Consider the following 15,740-nt stretch of genomic DNA (forward strand, 5'->3'; position numbering starts at 1 on the left):
AGAAAACGATGAAGCGTTTCGGAATCGCATTGGCGGCGCTGATGGCGTCGGCCATGAGCGCTGAGGCCCAGCAAAGCCCCACAGGCGTTGGGGTTTCGTCCGAACCCACGACAACGTTCGTCGAGGCCGGAAGGTTGCTGGCCGACCCGTCGAACGGCGTTGTGCAGCGCGATAAAACTCTCGTGATCAGAGGGAACCAGGTCGTCGAAGTGCGCGACGGCTTCGTCGGCGACGCATCTCAGGGCACTATCGTTGACCTGCGACAGGCCTTCGTACTGCCGGGACTGATCGACAGCCACGTCCATCTGACCAGCCAGCAGAATCCGAATGGGCGGCTGGAACAGGTCACCCTGTCCGATGCGGACAAGGCCATGGTCGGCGCTCGCTACGCCCGCCGCACCCTGATGGCCGGCTTCACGACCGTGGCCGACCTGGGCGCCTCGAACGAAGCGATTTTCGCTCTCAGAAATGCGGTGAAGACCGGCGACGTGCCCGGACCGCGCATCATTGCGGCGGGATCGTCGGTCTCGATCCACGGCGGTCATGGCGACATCAACGGCTATCGCGAAGACGTCATGCATCTGCTCTCGTCCGAGAGCATCTGTTCGGGGCCAGAGGACTGCATGCGCGCCGTCCGCACCCAGGTTCGCGCGGGCGCCGACATCATCAAGATCACCGCGACGGGCGGCGTCCTGTCCAACACCGCCGCCGGCCTGAACCAGCAGTTCAGCGATCCCGAACTGACCGCCATCGTCGAGAGCGCCCACCGCATGGGTCGTCAGGTGACGGCGCATGCCCACGGCGTCGACGGCATCAACGCCTTCCTGCGGGCGGGCGGCGATTCCATCGAGCACGGCACCTATCTGGACGACCAGTCGATCCGCCTGTTCAAGTCGAACGGCGCCTGGCTGATCCCGACGCTGCTGGCTGGCGATTTCGTCGCCCGCGTCGCCTCCGGTCCGGACAACTTCTTCACCCCCGCCCAGACGGCCAAGGCGCTGGAGGCCGGTCCCAAGATGCTAGATATGGCGCGTCGCGCGCATGAGGGCGGAGTGAAGATCGCCTTCGGCACCGACTCGGGCGTCTCGGCCCACGGCGACAACGCTCAGGAGTTCGCGCTTCTGGTCCGCGCCGGCCTGACGCCACTGGAAGCCATCCAGGCCGCCACGGTCGGCGCCGCCGAACACCTGAGGATTTCGAACGAGGCCGGCAAGATCGCACCGGGCATGCCCGCCGACATCGTCGCCGTGACGGGCGATCCGCTGTCGGACGTGACCGAGCTGGAGCGGATGAAGTTCGTGATGAAGTCCGGCGTGGTCTATCGCGCCGACTGAATCCTAGAGGTCAGGAATGCGGCGAAAGCCGCCTCATCCTCAAACCGGGCGACGACCGGCCAGGCCGTGACATGCGCGCGCTGGCCGGGCGTCAACCGGACCCAATCCTTTTCCGTGGTGACTAGGCCGGCATCAAAAACGGCAGCGCGTTCGGTTAGGAACTTCATGTCTCCCGCGCTGTAGGCCGCATGGTCGGGGAAGGGGACGAAATCCGCTAGGTCGCAACCCGCCGCCTTCAACGACCGCTCGACCTTCCACGGCTTGGCGATACCGGCGAACCCGACCTGAGGCCCCGACGGCGGCGAACCCTCGGGCGTCAGGCGCGCGACGAAGATGGGCAGGGCGTCGAACACCGCCAGCAGTTCGGGATCGGCGTCCTCGACATCGGTCGGCAGCATGACCACCACGGCGTCGGCGCGCGCCAGCCCCGCCTTCAACGGCTCGCGCATCGGGCCTGAGGGGAAGACCGATCCGTCCCCGAACGGCCATTCGTCGCCGCGCGTCTCGCCGTCCACGACGATCAGGCTGACGGTTTTCTTCAGGGCCGGGTTCTGATGGCCGTCGTCCAGCACCAGAGCCTGCGCCCCGCCCGCGACCGCAGACCGGGCGCCCGCCACGCGATCCCGCGCGATCCAGACCGGCGACGCCTGCGCCAGCATCAGCGGCTCGTCCCCGACATCCTCGGCCGTATGGATTTGAGAATCGACCCGCACGGGACCTTCCAGCCGCCCGCCATAGCCGCGCGACAGGCCTTGCGCCTCAACCCCCGCTGCGCGCAGCAGCCGCAGGGTCTCGCGCGCCACCGGCGTCTTGCCCGATCCACCCACCGTCAGATTGCCGACCGAGATCACCGCACAGCCGGGATCGACCGGAACCGTCCGCGTGATCCGGCGCGCCGTCACGGCGGCCCAGATCCAGCCCAGCGGTTTCAACGCCGTGCGCGTCATCCGGGCGTGATTGCTGTCGCGGATGTACCACCAGCGCGGGGTGTTCAGCTTCATCCCCGGGCCTGCCTCTGCGGCGTCAGCGGGGACAGCAGCGCCCACAGCCGCTCCAGCCCGCCCCCGGCCTCGACCGCCGCACGGCGTCCGCGCTCGCCCATGGCCTTGGCCACGTTCAGGTCCGCCAGCAGCGGCTCGATCACGCCCGGCAGGTCCGACGGCGCTTGAACCAGCACCAGCCCGCCCGCTTCGGACAGTGCGGAGGTCACCGGAGCCCAGTTCGACGCATCCGGCCCTGTGATCGTTGGTCGTCCCAGTCGCGCCGGCTCCAGCGGATTGTGCCCCCCGACCGGCGGCAGGCCGATGGCGGGCGCAAACGAGCCGCCCATCACGACCACGTCCGCCAGCCGTAGGAACAGGCCCATCTCGTTCAGCGTATCGGCCAGATAGATGTCGGTGTCCGGCCCGATGGTCTCGCCGCGCGAGCGCATGGCGAAGGCGTATCCCTCGCGCTGCAGGGCCTGGGCGATGTGCGGCCCCCGCTCGGGATGGCGCGGCGTCAGGATCAGACAGACGCGGTCGCCCAGCCGGTCCAGCGCCCGCACGATGGCGACTTCCTCGCCCTCATGGGTGCTGGCGGCGACGATCACCGGCCGGTCGCCGATGGCGGCGGACACGCGGCTGAAGGCCGCCGGGTCATGCGGCAAAGGCTCGCCCGACAGCTTCAGGTTCACCAGGCCGTCGATGCGCGCGCCCATGCTCTCCAACCGTTGGGCCGAGGCCCCATCCTGGGGCAGGACCAGATCGAAGGCGCCGGTCAGCGCCCGCGCCGAGGCCGGAAACCGCGCCCAGCCCTCGACCGTCTTCTCGGTGATCCGCGCGCTGACCAGAGCCAGTTTCACGCCGCGCCGCTGCGCCTCCAGCAACAGATTGGGCCACAGCTCGCTCTCGACGAACACCGCAAGACTTGGCCGCCAGTGATCCAGAAACCGTGCGACCACGCCCGGCGCATCGACCGGCGCATACTGATGGATCACCCCCACCGGCAGTCGCTCGGCCAGGATGTGCGCCGAGGTCACGGTGCTGGAGGTGACCAGCACGGTCAGGTCCGGCCGCGCCTTCACGAACCGCTCGACCACAGGCAGCAGCGACAGGCTCTCGCCCACGCTGACGCCGTGCAGCCAGACCAGATCGCCGGCCGGTCGTTCGGCGCGGGTGAAGCCCATCCTTTCGTCCACGCGCACCGGGTCTTCCTTGCCCCGCCGCGCGCGCGCGTCCAGCAGGCGGGGCGCCAGCGGCTCCAGCGCGCGGGTCGCGAGCCGATAGGCGATCAGCGGCAAAGGCGTCACGGTTTCAGGCCCGTGATCGCATCGGCCCGCGCCTCGACGGCGTTCAGTCGCGCGGTCCAGTCGGCGAGGACGGCGGCCATGTCGGCACCCTCGGGATAGTCGGCGCGGTCCCAGACGACGGCGCCCTTGCCGAACGGGAGAGGCAGCAAAGCCCGATCCCAGCTCTTCAGCCGGATCGCCGGGCTGCACGACATGCCGATGAACAGCGCCGGCGCCTTGGACAGTTTCGCCATCAGCGGCAGGCCCTCGGCCATGACGTTCACGGGGCCGCGCGGCCCATCGGGCGTGATGGCCAGGGCGCCGACCTTCAACTGTTTCAGCCCGTCCCGCAGGGCCTGCGCTCCGCCCTTGGCCGCAGCGGCCTTGTCCTTGTTGGCGGACGACCCGCGCACCGCGGGGAAACCCTGACGCGCCACGGCCTTGGCGATGAACTCGCCGTCTGCGGACAGGGAGATCAGGGCCTTGGCCGGTTGCGCCCTAACCAGCGGCCAGCACGCCGGGGCCAGGGCGATGCGCGAATGCCAGAAGACGCACAGAACGCCGCCCCCCTGATCCCACACCTTTTCTGCGACCGGTTGGTTCTCGTGCGTCCAACGGATGGTCTTGATGCAGAACCGCATCCACTGCGCCAGGGTCCAGGCCAAGGCGGACTGGACGACGGGATTGCGAAACGGCCTCACGCGACGGTCTCGACCGTGGGCGAGGCGCCGTCCAGCGACTGCTGGCGGGCCAGGCGGGAATAGAGGCCGCCCTTGGCGACCAGGGCGTCGTGCGACCCTTCCTCGACCACGCGGCCGGCCTCGATCACATAGATGCGGTCGGCGTTGCGAACGGTCGACAGACGGTGGGCGATCATCAGGGTGGCGCGGCCCTGCATCAGCCGCTCCAGCGCCGCCTGGACCAGGGCCTCGCTCTCGGTGTCGAGCGCGCTGGTCGCCTCGTCCAGCAACAGGATGGGCGCGTCCTTGACGAAGGCGCGGGCGATGGCGATCCGCTGGCGCTGACCGCCCGACAGGCGCAGGCCCGCCTCGCCGGCGCGGGTATCGTAGCCTTGCGGCAAGGCGGTGATGAAGTCGTGGGCGGCGGCGGACCTTGCGGCCTCTTCGATCTGGGCTTGAGTCGCGCCCGGCCGGCCATAGGCGATGTTGGCGGCGATGGTGTCGTCGAACAGGAAGGGCTCCTGCGTCACCAGGGCGATATGGTCGCGCAGGTCGTGGATGCGCAGGCTTCGCACGTCGGCGCCGTTGATCGTCACCGCCCCGCCCGTCACATCATAGAAGCGCGGCAGCAGGCTCAGGATCGTGCTCTTGCCCCCGCCCGACGGCCCGACCAGGGCCACCGTCTCGCCCGGCGCGACACGAAGCGACACGGCGCTCAGCGTCGGCTCCCCGCCGGGGGCGTAGGCGAACGACACCTGATCCAGCACCACCTCGACCGGCCCGGCGGCTAGGGGCGCAGCGTCGGGGGCTTCACGGATCTCGGCCTCTATGTCCAGGGCGCCGAACAGGCGACGCGCGGCGGTTAAGCCCTCGCTCATCACCGTCGCCAGATTGGTCACCTGGCGCAGGGCTTGCCCCGCGGCCAGCAGCATGCCGATGAAGGCGGCGAACCCGCCCACGGTCATCTCGTCCGACTGTGCGCGCCATCCGGCATAGGCCATGACGGCGGCGACGACGACATAGGCGACCATATCGCTGGACGGACCGGCGAAGGCGCGGGCGTTGGCGCCCTTGATCACATGGCGCTGGCGTCGCGCCACCACCTCGGCGACACGGTCCTGTTCGGCCGCCTCGCGGTTCTCGATCTTGATCAGGCGAACCCCGTCCAGGTTCTCCATCAGGGCGGTGGACAGGTTCTCAGTCTCGGCCATGGCGCCCACCGCGGCCTTGCGTGTCTTGCGACCGAACCGGCGCAGCACCAGCGCCACCAGCGGCACCCCCAGCAGCACGACCATGGTCAGCTGCCAGTCGATGAAGACCATAAAGGTCAGCACCGCGATCAGGGTCAGCAGGTTCTGGGTGTAGTTGACCAAGCCCGAGGTGAAGGCCTCGCGCACCATATTAGCGTCGAACAGCACAGACGAAACGAAGCCGCCGGAATGCTGGCTGCGCAGCCGGGCCAAGTCGGCGCGGATCATGGCCCCGAACAGCCGGATCTGGATGTCGCCGACGATGCTGTGGCCCAAACGGTTGACCAAGGCGGCCTGCCCCAAGGCCGCCAGCGTGCGCACCAGGGCCACCGTCAGAATCGCGGCGGGGATCCAGATCAGCGCCTTGTCCGGCGAAAAGCTGACGACGCCGAACAGGCTGATCGGCTCAGTCCCGTTGAGGAACAGCCCATTGATCGCCGGCTGCAGCAGCTTCAACAAGGCCGCCGTCAGCAGGCCGGTCGCCGCCGCGCACAGCACCGACAGGATCAGCGATCCCTTGTGCTTGGACAGATAGTCGCGCCAGATCCGCGCCAGCAGGGCGCGCAGGGGCATGGTCTCTGAGGCGGCGACGGTCATCGGCTCTCGGTCGGACGGCTTGCGGTTCAAGTCAAGCCGGGACAGGTGACGCGGCGGCTCAGGATCGCTATCTGGCGGGCATGGCGCGCTTCGACCTCTCGACCGCGATGGGCCGTTTTCGGGCGCATTGGCATTATTTCTGGGCCGACCACGCGTTTCTGCGCCTGGCGTTTTCCAATGCCCACTGGCTGGGGCCGGACCTTGTGCGCACCAACCAGCCCTCGCCGCGCCAGCTGGCCTACTGGAAATCCAGGGGCGTCAAGACGGTCATCAACCTGCGCGGCGAGCGGGATGAGGGCTATTACTGGCTGGAGCGCGAGGCCTGCGAACGGCTGGGCCTGACCCTGATCGACGCCCCGCTCGATTCGCGCGATCCGCCCGAGACGGTGCGCATCCACCGCGCGCGTGAGCTGTTCAAGACGATCCAGTATCCGGTGTTGATCCACTGCAAGTCCGGGGCGGATCGGGCCGGGATGATGGCGGTCTTTTATCGCCACTTCCACCTGGGCGAGCCGATCTCCATCGCCATGAAACAGCTGTCCAAGAAATACCTCCACTCGCGCGAAGGTCTGACTGGCGTGCTCGACTATACGCTGGAGAAATACGTCGCCGAGATCGAACCTCGAGGCATCAGCTTCATCGACTGGGTCGACAGCCCCGACTACGACCCCAAGGCCATCCGCGCCGAGTTCAAGGCCGGCTGGTGGGGCACGCTGCTGACTGACAAGCTGCTGCGGCGGGAGTAGGGAGCTCAGCCCCAGGGGCCAGCCTTAGGTTCCTCGCCGCCTTCGCCGTTCGCGCGCGCCTCGGCCGCCAGTTCGGCGTCGCGCCGCGCCTTGCGATCAGCCTCCCAACGCTTGAACCACCGCGCATAGTTCATCTTGTCGCGCAGCGAAAAGCAGAACAGCCCCAGCACCGCCAGCAGGCTGACCAGTTGAAAGGTCTGTTGCGGTTCCAGGTTCATGATCGTCCTCGCATCCACGCCTAACGTCTGGATCGGGGAGCCGGTTCGGCTCCCCGATGTCGCACTCAGGCCCGATTTTTAGGCCGCGTCGCCGCGCGGATCGATCAGCTTGTGGGCGTGCAGGATGAAATAGCGCATGTGGGCATTGTCCACGGTCGCCTGGGCGCGGGCCTTCCAGGCCTTCTTGGCCTCGTCATAGCTGCCGAAGGCGCCGACGAATTCGACTTGCGACAGATCGCGGAACGTCGGCTCGCCCAGGTGACGAAGCTCGCCGCCGATGACGATGTGCAGAAGTTGCGGCGGGACGGCGTTCTGATCGGTCATCGAAAATCCTGAAGGCTGGGCCCGAAGGCAGGGGGAGGAGGTTTGCGCGCGGCATAGGCCGAGAACGCCCTCGGATCAATGTGGGTCGGGGTTTTTCCGCCCTCGCCTTAGGTCGATAAAGGCACGTTTTTACACCGCCGCACGATCATCGGCTGGATCAGCGGGGCCGCGCAGACCAGGCTGGCCTGACGTGGATCCGGCCGGTTGAACGCCCACGGCCGCCCGTGGTGATCGCTGACCTTGGCGCCCGCCTCCTGCGCGATCAGGCAGCCGGCGGCGACATCCCAGTCCCACTTCGGCGTCAGGGCCAGGGCGGCGTCGAAGGCGCCGGCGGCGACCAGCGCCATCCGATAGGCCAGGGCGTTGCGCTTGGAGAACCGCATCGGCGGCCAGGGCTCGTCGTCGAAATAGGGCGCTTCGATCAGTCGCGCATCGCCCAGGATGGAGGCGTCCTCCAGGGTATCGACATCCGAGGCGTGGATCGGCCGGCCGTTGCGTCGCGCCCCGCCGCCGCGCACAGCCACATAGGTCTCCTCGACTTCGGGCGCATGGATGACGGCGGCGACGACCTCGCCGTCCTCGACTACGGCGATGGGCACGCACCACCACGGCGTCCGCTTCATATAGGCGACCGTCCCGTCGATGGGGTCGACGATGAAGATGCGCCGCTTCGACAGCCGCTCGGGCGAATCCGCCGTCTCCTCCGACAGCCAGCCATAGTCCGGCCGCGCCGACAGCAGCCGGTCCTTCAGCATGGCGTCCACCTTCAGGTCGCCGCTGGTGACGGGCGAGCCGCCGACCTTGGATTCGATCTTCAGCCCCGCCTCGCGTTCGGCGATAGCCAACGTCCCGGCGTCGATGGCCGCCTGGCGGATCAGGTCGAGGTCGGCGTCCAGATCCATCATTTTCCCGCGATGGCCACCGCGTCGAACATCAGGCTGGGCACGTTGAACCCGCCCCGGAACTCCAGGTCCGATCCGCGCTGAATGCGCAGATACAGGTCGGTCAGCTTGCCCGCCACCGTGACCTCGCTGACCGGATAGGCGATCACGCCGTTTTCGAACCAGAAGCCGGACACACCGGCGGACCAGTCGCCGGTATTTCCGTTCAGCGACGGCCCGAACATGGAGGTGACCAGCAGGCCGGTCCCGGCGTCCGCCATCAGGCCCGCCAGATCCCGCTCGCCCGGCTCCATGTGCAGATTGTGGGTCGAGACGCCGGACGGCCCGGCCAGACCGCGCGCCGCATGGCCGGTCGATTCCAGACCCAACTGGCGAGCGGCGGCGCTGTTCAACAGCCAGGTGTTCAGCACCCCATCCTCGAACAGGGCGCGCTTCTCGACCGCCACGCCCTCGTCGTCGAACGGGGTGGATCCCATGCCGCGCGGGCGGAATGGATCGTCGATCAGGGTTACGCCCTCGGCGAACACCCGCTGGCCCAGCCGCTCCTTCAGGAAGGAGGTGCCGCGCGCGATGGATGGGCCGGAAATGGCGCCGATGGCCGGCGACACGATCTGGCCCGACATGCGGTTGTCGAAGATGACCGGGGCCGTGGTCGAGGCGATCTTGCGCGGCCCCACGCGGGCGACCGCGCGCTCGCCCGCCGTGCGCCCTATCAGCTCGGGGGCCGGCAGGTCGGACAGGTGACGGGTCGAACGGCTCTCGCCGCCGCGCTCCATCGCGCCGTCCTTTTCCGCGATGACGCCGACGCCCAGCGAGAAGGCCGAACCTTCATAGGCGCCATCGAACCCGTGCGAGGTCACCAGACGCCAGCGGGTGGAGGACCAGCCGGCATGGCCGCCCTCCGACCGCGCCACGCCCGTCACGGCCAAGGCCGCCGCTTCGGCTTCGGCCGAGACCTGTTCCAGGACTTGAGCGCTGCGCTCGCTGGGATCGAACAGGTCTAGATCGACGAACGGCCCGCGCGCCAACCGATCCTCGGGGGCGAAACCGGCATGGGGATCTTCCGGCGCCAGACGCGCCATGGCCACGGCCCGTTCGACCAGTCGCGCCTGGGTCGCGGGCGAAAGATCGGAGGCCGAGACCGACGCCTGGCGCTGGCCCACGAAGACCCTCAGGCCCAGGTCGCGCGATTCCTCACGTTCGACGTCTTCCAGCTTGCCGTTGCGCACCCCGACCGACAGGGACCGGCGATCGGCGCTGACCGCCTCGGCGGCGTCGGCGCCGGCCCTTAAGGCCGCCTGGACGATGTCGTTGAGAAGATCGGTGGAAACGGGCGCAGCCAGGGTTTCAGTCATGCCCCGATATGGCGGACGGCTTGCTGCACCGCAACCGCGTCAGACGACGGCGAAGGCGATCAGGCCCACGGCCGCCGTCAGTAAGGCCACCCAGGTCAGCAACATGCCGATCACCCGACCCAGCGACGGCCCGGTCTGGAACAGCAGGCCCAGGGCATGGACAATCCGTCCGACCAGCAGGGTCGCGCCAACGCCGTGAACCATCCAGGCGGGCGCGCCGACGGCGGCCAGCAGCAGCATGGCGATCATGCCCGGCGTCGCATATTCCACCAGATTGCCGAAGGCCCGGCTGGCGGCCATCAGGTCCGAGTTTCCGCCGTCCCCGAACGACACCATGTGCTTGCGCCGTCCGCTGACCACGATGCCCGACAGCACCAGCATCATCAGGATCAGCAGGCCGCTCCACAGGGCGGCGGCCTGGACGGCGTACATCAGCGGTGTGGTCATGGATCAGTTCTCGCGCCCGACGGGGTAGAGCAGATAGTGGTCGTCGTAGAAGGGCGTGCGTTCGTAGAACCAGGCCAGACGCGCCTGCGGATCGGCCGCGAACGCCGCATCGCCAGCGACCTTAGCCTCGAACTCGGCCTTCAGCGCGGGGTCGGCCGTCATCATCTTGTCCGCCAGCGGCGCGATGGCGTAGGCCTCGATATATTCGACCCGGCTCATGACCTCGGGGAACATGCCCCAGGCGAAGAAGCTCTCGCTGGACTGCGGCTCAAGCAACAAGACGACGATGTCGCCCAGCGGCTGATCCGTCGGCACCCGGACCGAACCGGTGGGGAAGGTCCAGTCGCGCTTCTCGACCTCGACCGCTTTCACCGAGGCCTGGACGTGACCCTCGTTGGTCCGGGTCGCCAGCTTGGGCTCGACCAGCCGCAACATCGACAAATTGACTGTGCGCGGCGCCTCGACCGTCTCCATCGCGATCCCGTGCGTCTTCAGCCGTTCGATGATGTCGGTGCGATAGCCCGGCACCCAATAGGCGGTCGGCCGCGTCAGTGTCAGGGTCGGCTTTGAGCCATAGAAAGGCATCTGCCACAGCTCGGGATCCGGTTGTCCCAGCCAGCGGATTTCTTTCCGGCCCGAGGCGGGGCTGTCGTACATCTCGTACAGGATGCCCTTGAACGGCCGGGTGGAGGACGGCGTCTCGTCGGCCTCGAAGTTGGCGGGGATCTGCGCGGGGCGCAGGGCCTCGTCCTGATCGGTCGCGGCCCTCAGATCCGCCCCCTGATCGGCCAGCAACCGCATCGCCTCCTCGATGAAGACATAGGTGCCCAGCACCCGCTGCTCGTGCGGCTTCAGGCTGTGGTTCTCGATCAGAATGGTCGGCACATGCGCCGCCGAGCCCCAGCCGTTCGAGAACCGCTCGCCCAGGCCGCCGTCCGACAGACCCTTCCTGGGCTCGTCGTCATCCATGCCGAACACCAGTTCGCCGGGGATATGGCCCTCGCGCTCCAGCGCCGTGTTCATCGCCGGCTTGAAGATCGAATCCAGCCAGGCCGAGCCGTTGGGCGAGCGGCTGAACGCCCCGTCCTCGCCGTTGAAGCCGTAGGTGACGTCGTACTGGTAATCCATGCCGTCGGTGACGTGGACGTCCACATACAGGTCCGGCCGGTATTTCAGGATCAGGCCGCGAACCGCCCGCATCTCGGGCTGGTCCAGTTTCAGATAGTCGCGGTTCAGGTTCTGGTTGGTCGCCGTGTTACGCCAGCCCTGGATACGCGGCCCGCGCTGGTTGGGGCGGGAATAGGCGCTGGCCCGCTCATGGCCATCAACGCTCAGGATCGGGATTAGGATCAGGTTGACCCGGTCCAGCAGGGCGTCCTTGCCGTAAAAGGCGATGTCGCGCAGCAGCATCATGCCCGCGTCCTTGCCGTCGATCTCGCCGGGATGGATGCCGGCCTGGATCATCAGCACCGGCTTGGCCGGATCGAACGCAGCGCCGTCCTTGGAGGCGATTACCGCATAGATGGGCCGCCCCTCGGGCGAGACGCCGAACTGCTCGATGCGGATCAGGTCGCTGGCCTGATCCAGACGGTCGAACCAGGCGCGGGTATCGACGTAGTCGGGGCTGAAATCATGCGCCGGATCGGCCTCGAACGCTGTGACCCACGGGTCGCTCGCGTCGCGCAACAGGGCCTTGGACGCCCCATCCCAGGCCGGCGCGGGCGGCAGGAAGGCCTGGTCCCAGGGGGCGGTGTTGGGAAGCGTCTGGGACATGGCGGGGCTCACGCTACAGGCAAGGGCGGCAAGGAAGGCCGAAACCAGAAGAGGGGACTGCATGGCCTTTCGTGAGCCGATTGCGCCCGGCTTACAAGAAGGCGGCTGACAAGGGGCTGGGCAAGGTTTCAACCGCCGCCGCCCAGCGCGGGCGCCCACCCACCGGCCTTGAGCAGCAGCGCCGCCGAGTTCCCCATCTGCCAAAGGCTGTAGAGCAGCACGACGGCCAGAGCTCCGACAGCCACCCTGCGCCAGGGTGCGAACGCCGCCGTCGCCGTGCCGATCACGAAGATGGCGACGCCGACCCACAGGCGCACCGAACTGGCGATCTGGGCGAAGCCGGGATCGAGCTGGGCCAGGATAACCACAACCACGGCGACGATCAGATTGGCCGCCAGGATACAGCTGAACACCAGCCGCCGGTTGGCCCAGAAATGGTCGTCCAGGTCCATCCGCTCGTCGCCGCCCTCAGCCGAAACGCGCGGGAAGGTCACGCTGGCGGCGACATAGAAGGTCGCGGCGATGCTGAGCGAGATCAGCAGCACGAAGGTGTTGAACGGCGCGCCCCGGAAGATGACCCAGGCCTGGTTCCAGAAGGTGGCGATGTCGATGGCCACGAACAGGGCCAGCATCGGCGTCAGCCAGCCGAACCGAATCCGCTGCTTCTCATGCAGGACCCGCGCGAACCCGCCCACCAGTTCGGCGACCGACAGGCCCAGCAGCAGGCCATAAAAACTGAAGAAGAATTCGAATGCGCTCACAGCCATCCCCCGATGTCAGGGGGCGATAGCTAGACCGTTTGGCGCCGCATCGCCAGTCCGCCGCCTCCATCGCTTGCGAGCGACGGAGGCGGCGATCTCATCAGGCGGGCATTTCGACGTCGTTCATGCGATCGATGGCGCGATTGTAGTCGTCCACGATGCTTTCGCGCTCATAGTCGCTCTGGCTCTGCTTGTAGTCGCGCCACGAGCCGATCATCGAGTCGACATAGCCGGCGATGGAGCCGAACTCCGACTTGTTCTCATCGTCTGCAGGCAGGCCGGCTTCGGCCGTGCGCAGCTTGGCGGCTGCGGCGACGAATTCGGGAAGCAGGCGATCCGCTTCGGCCGCATTGTCCTCGATCACGGCGGTGGTGAAGTGGTCGGCCTTCTGCATGGCGTCGATCAGGCTGGCCTCGGCGGGGTGGCCTGACTTGGTCAGGGCCTCGATCTTGGCCGCATTGCTGGCGCGCTGATACTCGCTCAGGGCCGCATCCAATTCGCTGATCCCCGCGATCGCGCCCTGATAGGCCGTCATCAGCGCGGCGTGGGCCGCCTTGCCCTTGGCCAGACCGTCTTCGCGATAGGCGCGGGATTCATAATAGGGGTCCAGCGTCTTCCACTGAGCCAGCAGGGCTTCCAGTTGCGGCAGCAGCTTGTCGACCGCCGCATCGGTGCGTTGGCTCTGGTTACCGCCTGACAGCGCCTTGCCTTCCTTCAGCTTCTCGATGGCCGTTTCCAGCGTGGTGATGTTCTCGGGGAAAGAGATCGAGCTGGTCGTGCTGGCGTTCGGGATATCCAGCTTCTGATAGCTGTCGAAGTTTTCCGGCACGCCCCAGTGTTCGTCGATCAGCTTGTTGAAGCCTTCGGTATAGAGACCCTGCTTCTGCTGCGTGGCCTCATTGCCCGTCGCGGCGCTGACCGACTGAGGTTTCCCATCGGCCCCGCCTTTGGCGTCGCCCTGTCCGCAGGCCGCAAGGCCCATCGTCATCGCGCAGACCAAGGCCATGGCGCTAACAGCTGTCCGAGACTTCATGTGATTTTCCCTTCCTGGACCGGCCAAGGTTCAGCTTGGCCGGAGTGGACAAGGAGAACGCTACGGCCAAGGTCAGGTTCTCGGGAAACCGCCAATTAAGTGCGAGTAAATCGCAAGTGGTTGACTGGCCACGGTTTTCAGGCCGCCGAAAATTCGCCTTTGGATTGTCGGGAGCCAATCAAGCTTGACCGCATTGTTTCTCCATCGCCGTCAGCTTCGGACCCGTCATGCACCAGATCATTGCCCTCGCTGTCACCCTCCTCATCGCCCTGCTGCTTAATGGCGTCGCCGCCGCCAAGATGGTTTCGGTCGGCTATTGGGGCGGGGCGCTCGGTGCGCTGTTCGTGGGTCCGGTGATCGTCTTCTACGCGGTTCACACCCTCGTCTATTTCGTTGTGCGGCTGATCAGGGGCAAGGACCGGGTGCGGTCCTACACCCGGTCGCGGATCAACTATGTCGCCGCCGCCGTGGCCATCCTGGGCGTCCTCGGGGCGGCGGCCGGTCCCGCCTGATCTATTTCCAGATCGGGGCGCTGTCGCCGGGCAGGCCCAGTCGGTCCCACATGTCGGAAACCCGCTCGATCACGGCCTCGTCCATGCGGATTTCCTCGCCCCATTCGCGCTTCGTCTCGGGGGGCCACTTGTCCGTGGCGTCCAGGCCGATCTTGGATCCCAGGCCGCTCTCGGGGCTGGCGAAGTCGAGGTAGTCGATGGGCGTCGATTCGATCACGGTGATGTCCCGCGCCGGGTCCATCTTGGTCGAGATGGCCCACATGACGTCCTTCCAGTCCCGGGCGTCGATGTCGTCGTCCACGACGATGACCCACTTGGTGTACATGAACTGGCGCAAATAGCTCCAGACGCCCAGCATCACCCGCTTGGCGTGGCCCGGATAGGCCTTCTTCATCGACACCACGGCGATGCGGTAACTGCACCCCTCTGGCGGCAGCCAGAAGTCCGTGATCTCCGGAAACTGATGGCGCAGCAGGGGAATGAACACCTCGTTCAGCGCCTCGCCCAGCACGCTCGGCTCGTCCGGCGGCCGACCGGTGAAGGTGGTCAGATAGATGGGGTCGCGGCGCATGGTGATGGCGCTGACCTGAAATACCGGAAATTTCTCTACCGAGTTGTAATAGCCGGTGTGGTCGCCATACGGACCTTCGTCCTCGAACTCGTCCAGCAGGACATGGCCCTCCAGCACGATCTCGGCCTGGGCCGGCACCATCAGCGGCACGGTCTTGCACGGCACCAGCTCGGCCTTGGCGCCGCGCATGAGGCCCGCGAACTGATATTCCGACAGGGTGTCCGGCACCGGCGTCACCGCCGCCAGGATCGTGCCCGGATCGGCCCCCAACACCACGGCGCAGGGCAGGGGCTCGCGCTTTCCGGCCTTCTTGTGCCGGGCATAGTGTTGGGCCCCGCCCCGGTGGGCCAGCCAGCGCATGATGGCCTTGTCCTTGCCCAGCACCTGCATCCGATAGATGCCCAGGTTGAAGTCGTCCTCGCGGTCGTCGCTCGGTCCCTTGGTGACGACCAGGCCCCAAGTGATCAGGGGCGCCGGCTCGCCGGGCCAGCACGACTGGACGGGCAGGGCGGTCAGGTCGATCTGGTCACCCTTCAGCACCACCTCCTGCACCGGTGCCTTCTTCACCACCTTGGGCCGCATCGACATGACGGTCTGCATCAACGGCAGCATCTCCATCGCGTCGCCCAGGCCGCGCGGCGGCGTCGGATTGCGCAGGAAGGCCAGCAGCTCCCCGACCTCGCGCAGCTCGCCTGCCGTCGTCCGGTCCTTGCCCTCCAGCGTCACGCCCATGGCGACCCGCTTCACCGTGCCGAACAGATTGGCCAGGCAGGGGATGGGGCTGATCGTGCCGTCCGGCATGACCGGCTTTTCGAACAGCACCGCCGGCCCGCCGTTCCGCAGCAGCCGGGTCTGGATCTCGGTCATCTCCAGCACGGTGGAGACGGGTTCGGACACCCGCACCAGCTCGCCCTTGGCTTCCAGCTGGTCGATGAAGTCACGCAGGGATTTGTAGGCCATGCCGGGAC

16 protein-coding genes are annotated in these 15,740 nt (G+C 67.3%); 3 read left to right on the forward strand and 13 right to left on the reverse strand.

The features are described from left to right. Positions 1-8 precede the first annotated feature (8 nt). Entirely contained in the window at positions 9-1,334 is a 1,326-nt protein-coding gene (locus CHRYSEO8AT_RS11170) for an amidohydrolase family protein (protein ID WP_159850012.1), read from the forward strand. Here CHRYSEO8AT_RS11170 and lpxK read toward each other — a convergent pair. From lpxK to CHRYSEO8AT_RS11190, 4 genes are read right to left on the reverse strand one after another with little or no spacing between them, the layout of a single operon-like run. After that, entirely contained in the window at positions 1,319-2,335 is a 1,017-nt protein-coding gene (gene lpxK / locus CHRYSEO8AT_RS11175; RefSeq protein WP_159850014.1) for a tetraacyldisaccharide 4'-kinase, read from the reverse strand. The genes CHRYSEO8AT_RS11170 and lpxK overlap by 16 nt on opposite strands. Beyond that, positions 2,332-3,624, reverse strand: a complete 1,293-nt coding sequence (locus CHRYSEO8AT_RS11180) for a 3-deoxy-D-manno-octulosonic acid transferase (RefSeq protein WP_159850016.1) — start codon at positions 3,622-3,624, stop codon at positions 2,332-2,334. The genes lpxK and CHRYSEO8AT_RS11180 overlap by 4 nt, the downstream gene beginning before the upstream one ends. Next, positions 3,621-4,304, reverse strand: a complete 684-nt coding sequence (locus CHRYSEO8AT_RS11185) for a lysophospholipid acyltransferase family protein (protein WP_159850018.1) — start codon at positions 4,302-4,304, stop codon at positions 3,621-3,623. The genes CHRYSEO8AT_RS11180 and CHRYSEO8AT_RS11185 overlap by 4 nt, the downstream gene beginning before the upstream one ends. Then, positions 4,301-6,130 carry an ABC transporter ATP-binding protein gene (locus CHRYSEO8AT_RS11190; protein WP_159850020.1) on the reverse strand — a complete coding sequence of 610 codons (1,830 nt, stop codon included), beginning with the start codon at positions 6,128-6,130 and terminating at the stop codon, positions 4,301-4,303. The genes CHRYSEO8AT_RS11185 and CHRYSEO8AT_RS11190 overlap by 4 nt, the downstream gene beginning before the upstream one ends. 80 nt (positions 6,131-6,210) lie before the next feature. On the opposite strand from CHRYSEO8AT_RS11190, the gene CHRYSEO8AT_RS11195 reads away from it, so the two are divergent. Beyond that, the gene (locus CHRYSEO8AT_RS11195) at positions 6,211-6,876 is read left to right on the forward strand and encodes a tyrosine-protein phosphatase (RefSeq protein WP_159850022.1); all 666 of its coding nucleotides are present in this window, start codon (positions 6,211-6,213) and stop codon (positions 6,874-6,876) included. Between the two features lie 5 nt (positions 6,877-6,881). Here the strand turns inward: CHRYSEO8AT_RS11195 and CHRYSEO8AT_RS11200 are convergent, their stop codons facing one another. The 8 genes from CHRYSEO8AT_RS11200 to CHRYSEO8AT_RS11235 form a co-directional block, all read right to left on the reverse strand. Next, on the reverse strand, positions 6,882-7,094 hold the full coding sequence (locus tag CHRYSEO8AT_RS11200) for a hypothetical protein (protein WP_159850024.1): 213 nt from the start codon (positions 7,092-7,094) through the stop codon (positions 6,882-6,884). A gap of 78 nt (positions 7,095-7,172) precedes the next feature. After that, positions 7,173-7,418 (reverse strand): DUF4170 domain-containing protein, encoded by a 246-nt coding sequence (locus tag CHRYSEO8AT_RS11205; protein WP_017505336.1) that lies wholly within the window; start codon positions 7,416-7,418, stop codon positions 7,173-7,175. A gap of 107 nt (positions 7,419-7,525) precedes the next feature. Continuing rightward, the gene (locus CHRYSEO8AT_RS11210; RefSeq protein WP_159850026.1) at positions 7,526-8,323 is read right to left on the reverse strand and encodes a 3'(2'),5'-bisphosphate nucleotidase CysQ; all 798 of its coding nucleotides are present in this window, start codon (positions 8,321-8,323) and stop codon (positions 7,526-7,528) included. Then, positions 8,320-9,675: a TldD/PmbA family protein gene (locus tag CHRYSEO8AT_RS11215; protein WP_159850028.1), complete on the reverse strand. Its 1,356-nt coding sequence runs from the start codon at positions 9,673-9,675 to the stop codon at positions 8,320-8,322. Before CHRYSEO8AT_RS11215 ends, CHRYSEO8AT_RS11210 begins: the two co-directional genes overlap by 4 nt. Before the next feature lie 39 nt (positions 9,676-9,714). After that, entirely contained in the window at positions 9,715-10,122 is a 408-nt protein-coding gene (locus CHRYSEO8AT_RS11220; RefSeq protein ID WP_159850030.1) for an MAPEG family protein, read from the reverse strand. 3 nt (positions 10,123-10,125) lie between these two features. Continuing rightward, the gene (locus CHRYSEO8AT_RS11225) at positions 10,126-11,895 is read right to left on the reverse strand and encodes a M14 family metallopeptidase (protein WP_370514239.1); all 1,770 of its coding nucleotides are present in this window, start codon (positions 11,893-11,895) and stop codon (positions 10,126-10,128) included. Between the two features lie 128 nt (positions 11,896-12,023). Further along, entirely contained in the window at positions 12,024-12,656 is a 633-nt protein-coding gene (locus tag CHRYSEO8AT_RS11230; RefSeq protein WP_201304417.1) for a hypothetical protein, read from the reverse strand. A 100-nt stretch (positions 12,657-12,756) separates the two neighbouring features. Next, a complete protein-coding gene (locus CHRYSEO8AT_RS11235; protein WP_159850036.1) occupies positions 12,757-13,689 on the reverse strand; it encodes a DUF3829 domain-containing protein in 933 nt (310 codons plus the stop codon). 227 nt (positions 13,690-13,916) lie between these two features. Here CHRYSEO8AT_RS11235 and CHRYSEO8AT_RS11240 point away from each other — a divergent pair, with 227 nt between their 5' ends. Then, the gene (locus tag CHRYSEO8AT_RS11240) at positions 13,917-14,201 is read left to right on the forward strand and encodes a hypothetical protein (protein WP_159850038.1); all 285 of its coding nucleotides are present in this window, start codon (positions 13,917-13,919) and stop codon (positions 14,199-14,201) included. A gap of 1 nt (position 14,202) precedes the next feature. Here CHRYSEO8AT_RS11240 and CHRYSEO8AT_RS11245 read toward each other — a convergent pair whose 3' ends face one another. Next, positions 14,203-15,732: a UbiD family decarboxylase gene (locus CHRYSEO8AT_RS11245; protein ID WP_159850040.1), complete on the reverse strand. Its 1,530-nt coding sequence runs from the start codon at positions 15,730-15,732 to the stop codon at positions 14,203-14,205. Positions 15,733-15,740 lie beyond the last annotated feature (8 nt).

The organism is Brevundimonas sp. G8 (assembly GCF_902506205.1).
In the GTDB taxonomy this organism is placed as follows: Bacteria; Pseudomonadota; Alphaproteobacteria; order Caulobacterales; family Caulobacteraceae; genus Brevundimonas.

What these genes read in the sequence shown, in the direction of transcription:
- CHRYSEO8AT_RS11170 (WP_159850012.1), top strand. Translation starts at nt 9, where the DNA reads ATGAAGCGTTTCGGAATCGCATTGGCGGCGCTGATGGCGTCGGCCATG.
- lpxK (WP_159850014.1), bottom strand. Translation starts at nt 2,335, where the DNA reads ATGAAGCTGAACACCCCGCGCTGGTGGTACATCCGCGACAGCAATCAC.
- CHRYSEO8AT_RS11190 (WP_159850020.1), bottom strand. Translation starts at nt 6,130, where the DNA reads ATGACCGTCGCCGCCTCAGAGACCATGCCCCTGCGCGCCCTGCTGGCG.
- CHRYSEO8AT_RS11195 (WP_159850022.1), top strand. Translation starts at nt 6,211, where the DNA reads ATGGCGCGCTTCGACCTCTCGACCGCGATGGGCCGTTTTCGGGCGCAT.
- CHRYSEO8AT_RS11200 (WP_159850024.1), bottom strand. Translation starts at nt 7,094, where the DNA reads ATGAACCTGGAACCGCAACAGACCTTTCAACTGGTCAGCCTGCTGGCG.
- CHRYSEO8AT_RS11205 (WP_017505336.1), bottom strand. Translation starts at nt 7,418, where the DNA reads ATGACCGATCAGAACGCCGTCCCGCCGCAACTTCTGCACATCGTCATC.
- CHRYSEO8AT_RS11210 (WP_159850026.1), bottom strand. Translation starts at nt 8,323, where the DNA reads ATGATGGATCTGGACGCCGACCTCGACCTGATCCGCCAGGCGGCCATC.
- CHRYSEO8AT_RS11215 (WP_159850028.1), bottom strand. Translation starts at nt 9,675, where the DNA reads ATGACTGAAACCCTGGCTGCGCCCGTTTCCACCGATCTTCTCAACGAC.
- CHRYSEO8AT_RS11220 (WP_159850030.1), bottom strand. Translation starts at nt 10,122, where the DNA reads ATGACCACACCGCTGATGTACGCCGTCCAGGCCGCCGCCCTGTGGAGC.
- CHRYSEO8AT_RS11225 (WP_370514239.1), bottom strand. Translation starts at nt 11,895, where the DNA reads ATGTCCCAGACGCTTCCCAACACCGCCCCCTGGGACCAGGCCTTCCTG.
- CHRYSEO8AT_RS11235 (WP_159850036.1), bottom strand. Translation starts at nt 13,689, where the DNA reads ATGAAGTCTCGGACAGCTGTTAGCGCCATGGCCTTGGTCTGCGCGATG.
- CHRYSEO8AT_RS11240 (WP_159850038.1), top strand. Translation starts at nt 13,917, where the DNA reads ATGCACCAGATCATTGCCCTCGCTGTCACCCTCCTCATCGCCCTGCTG.
- CHRYSEO8AT_RS11245 (WP_159850040.1), bottom strand. Translation starts at nt 15,732, where the DNA reads ATGGCCTACAAATCCCTGCGTGACTTCATCGACCAGCTGGAAGCCAAG.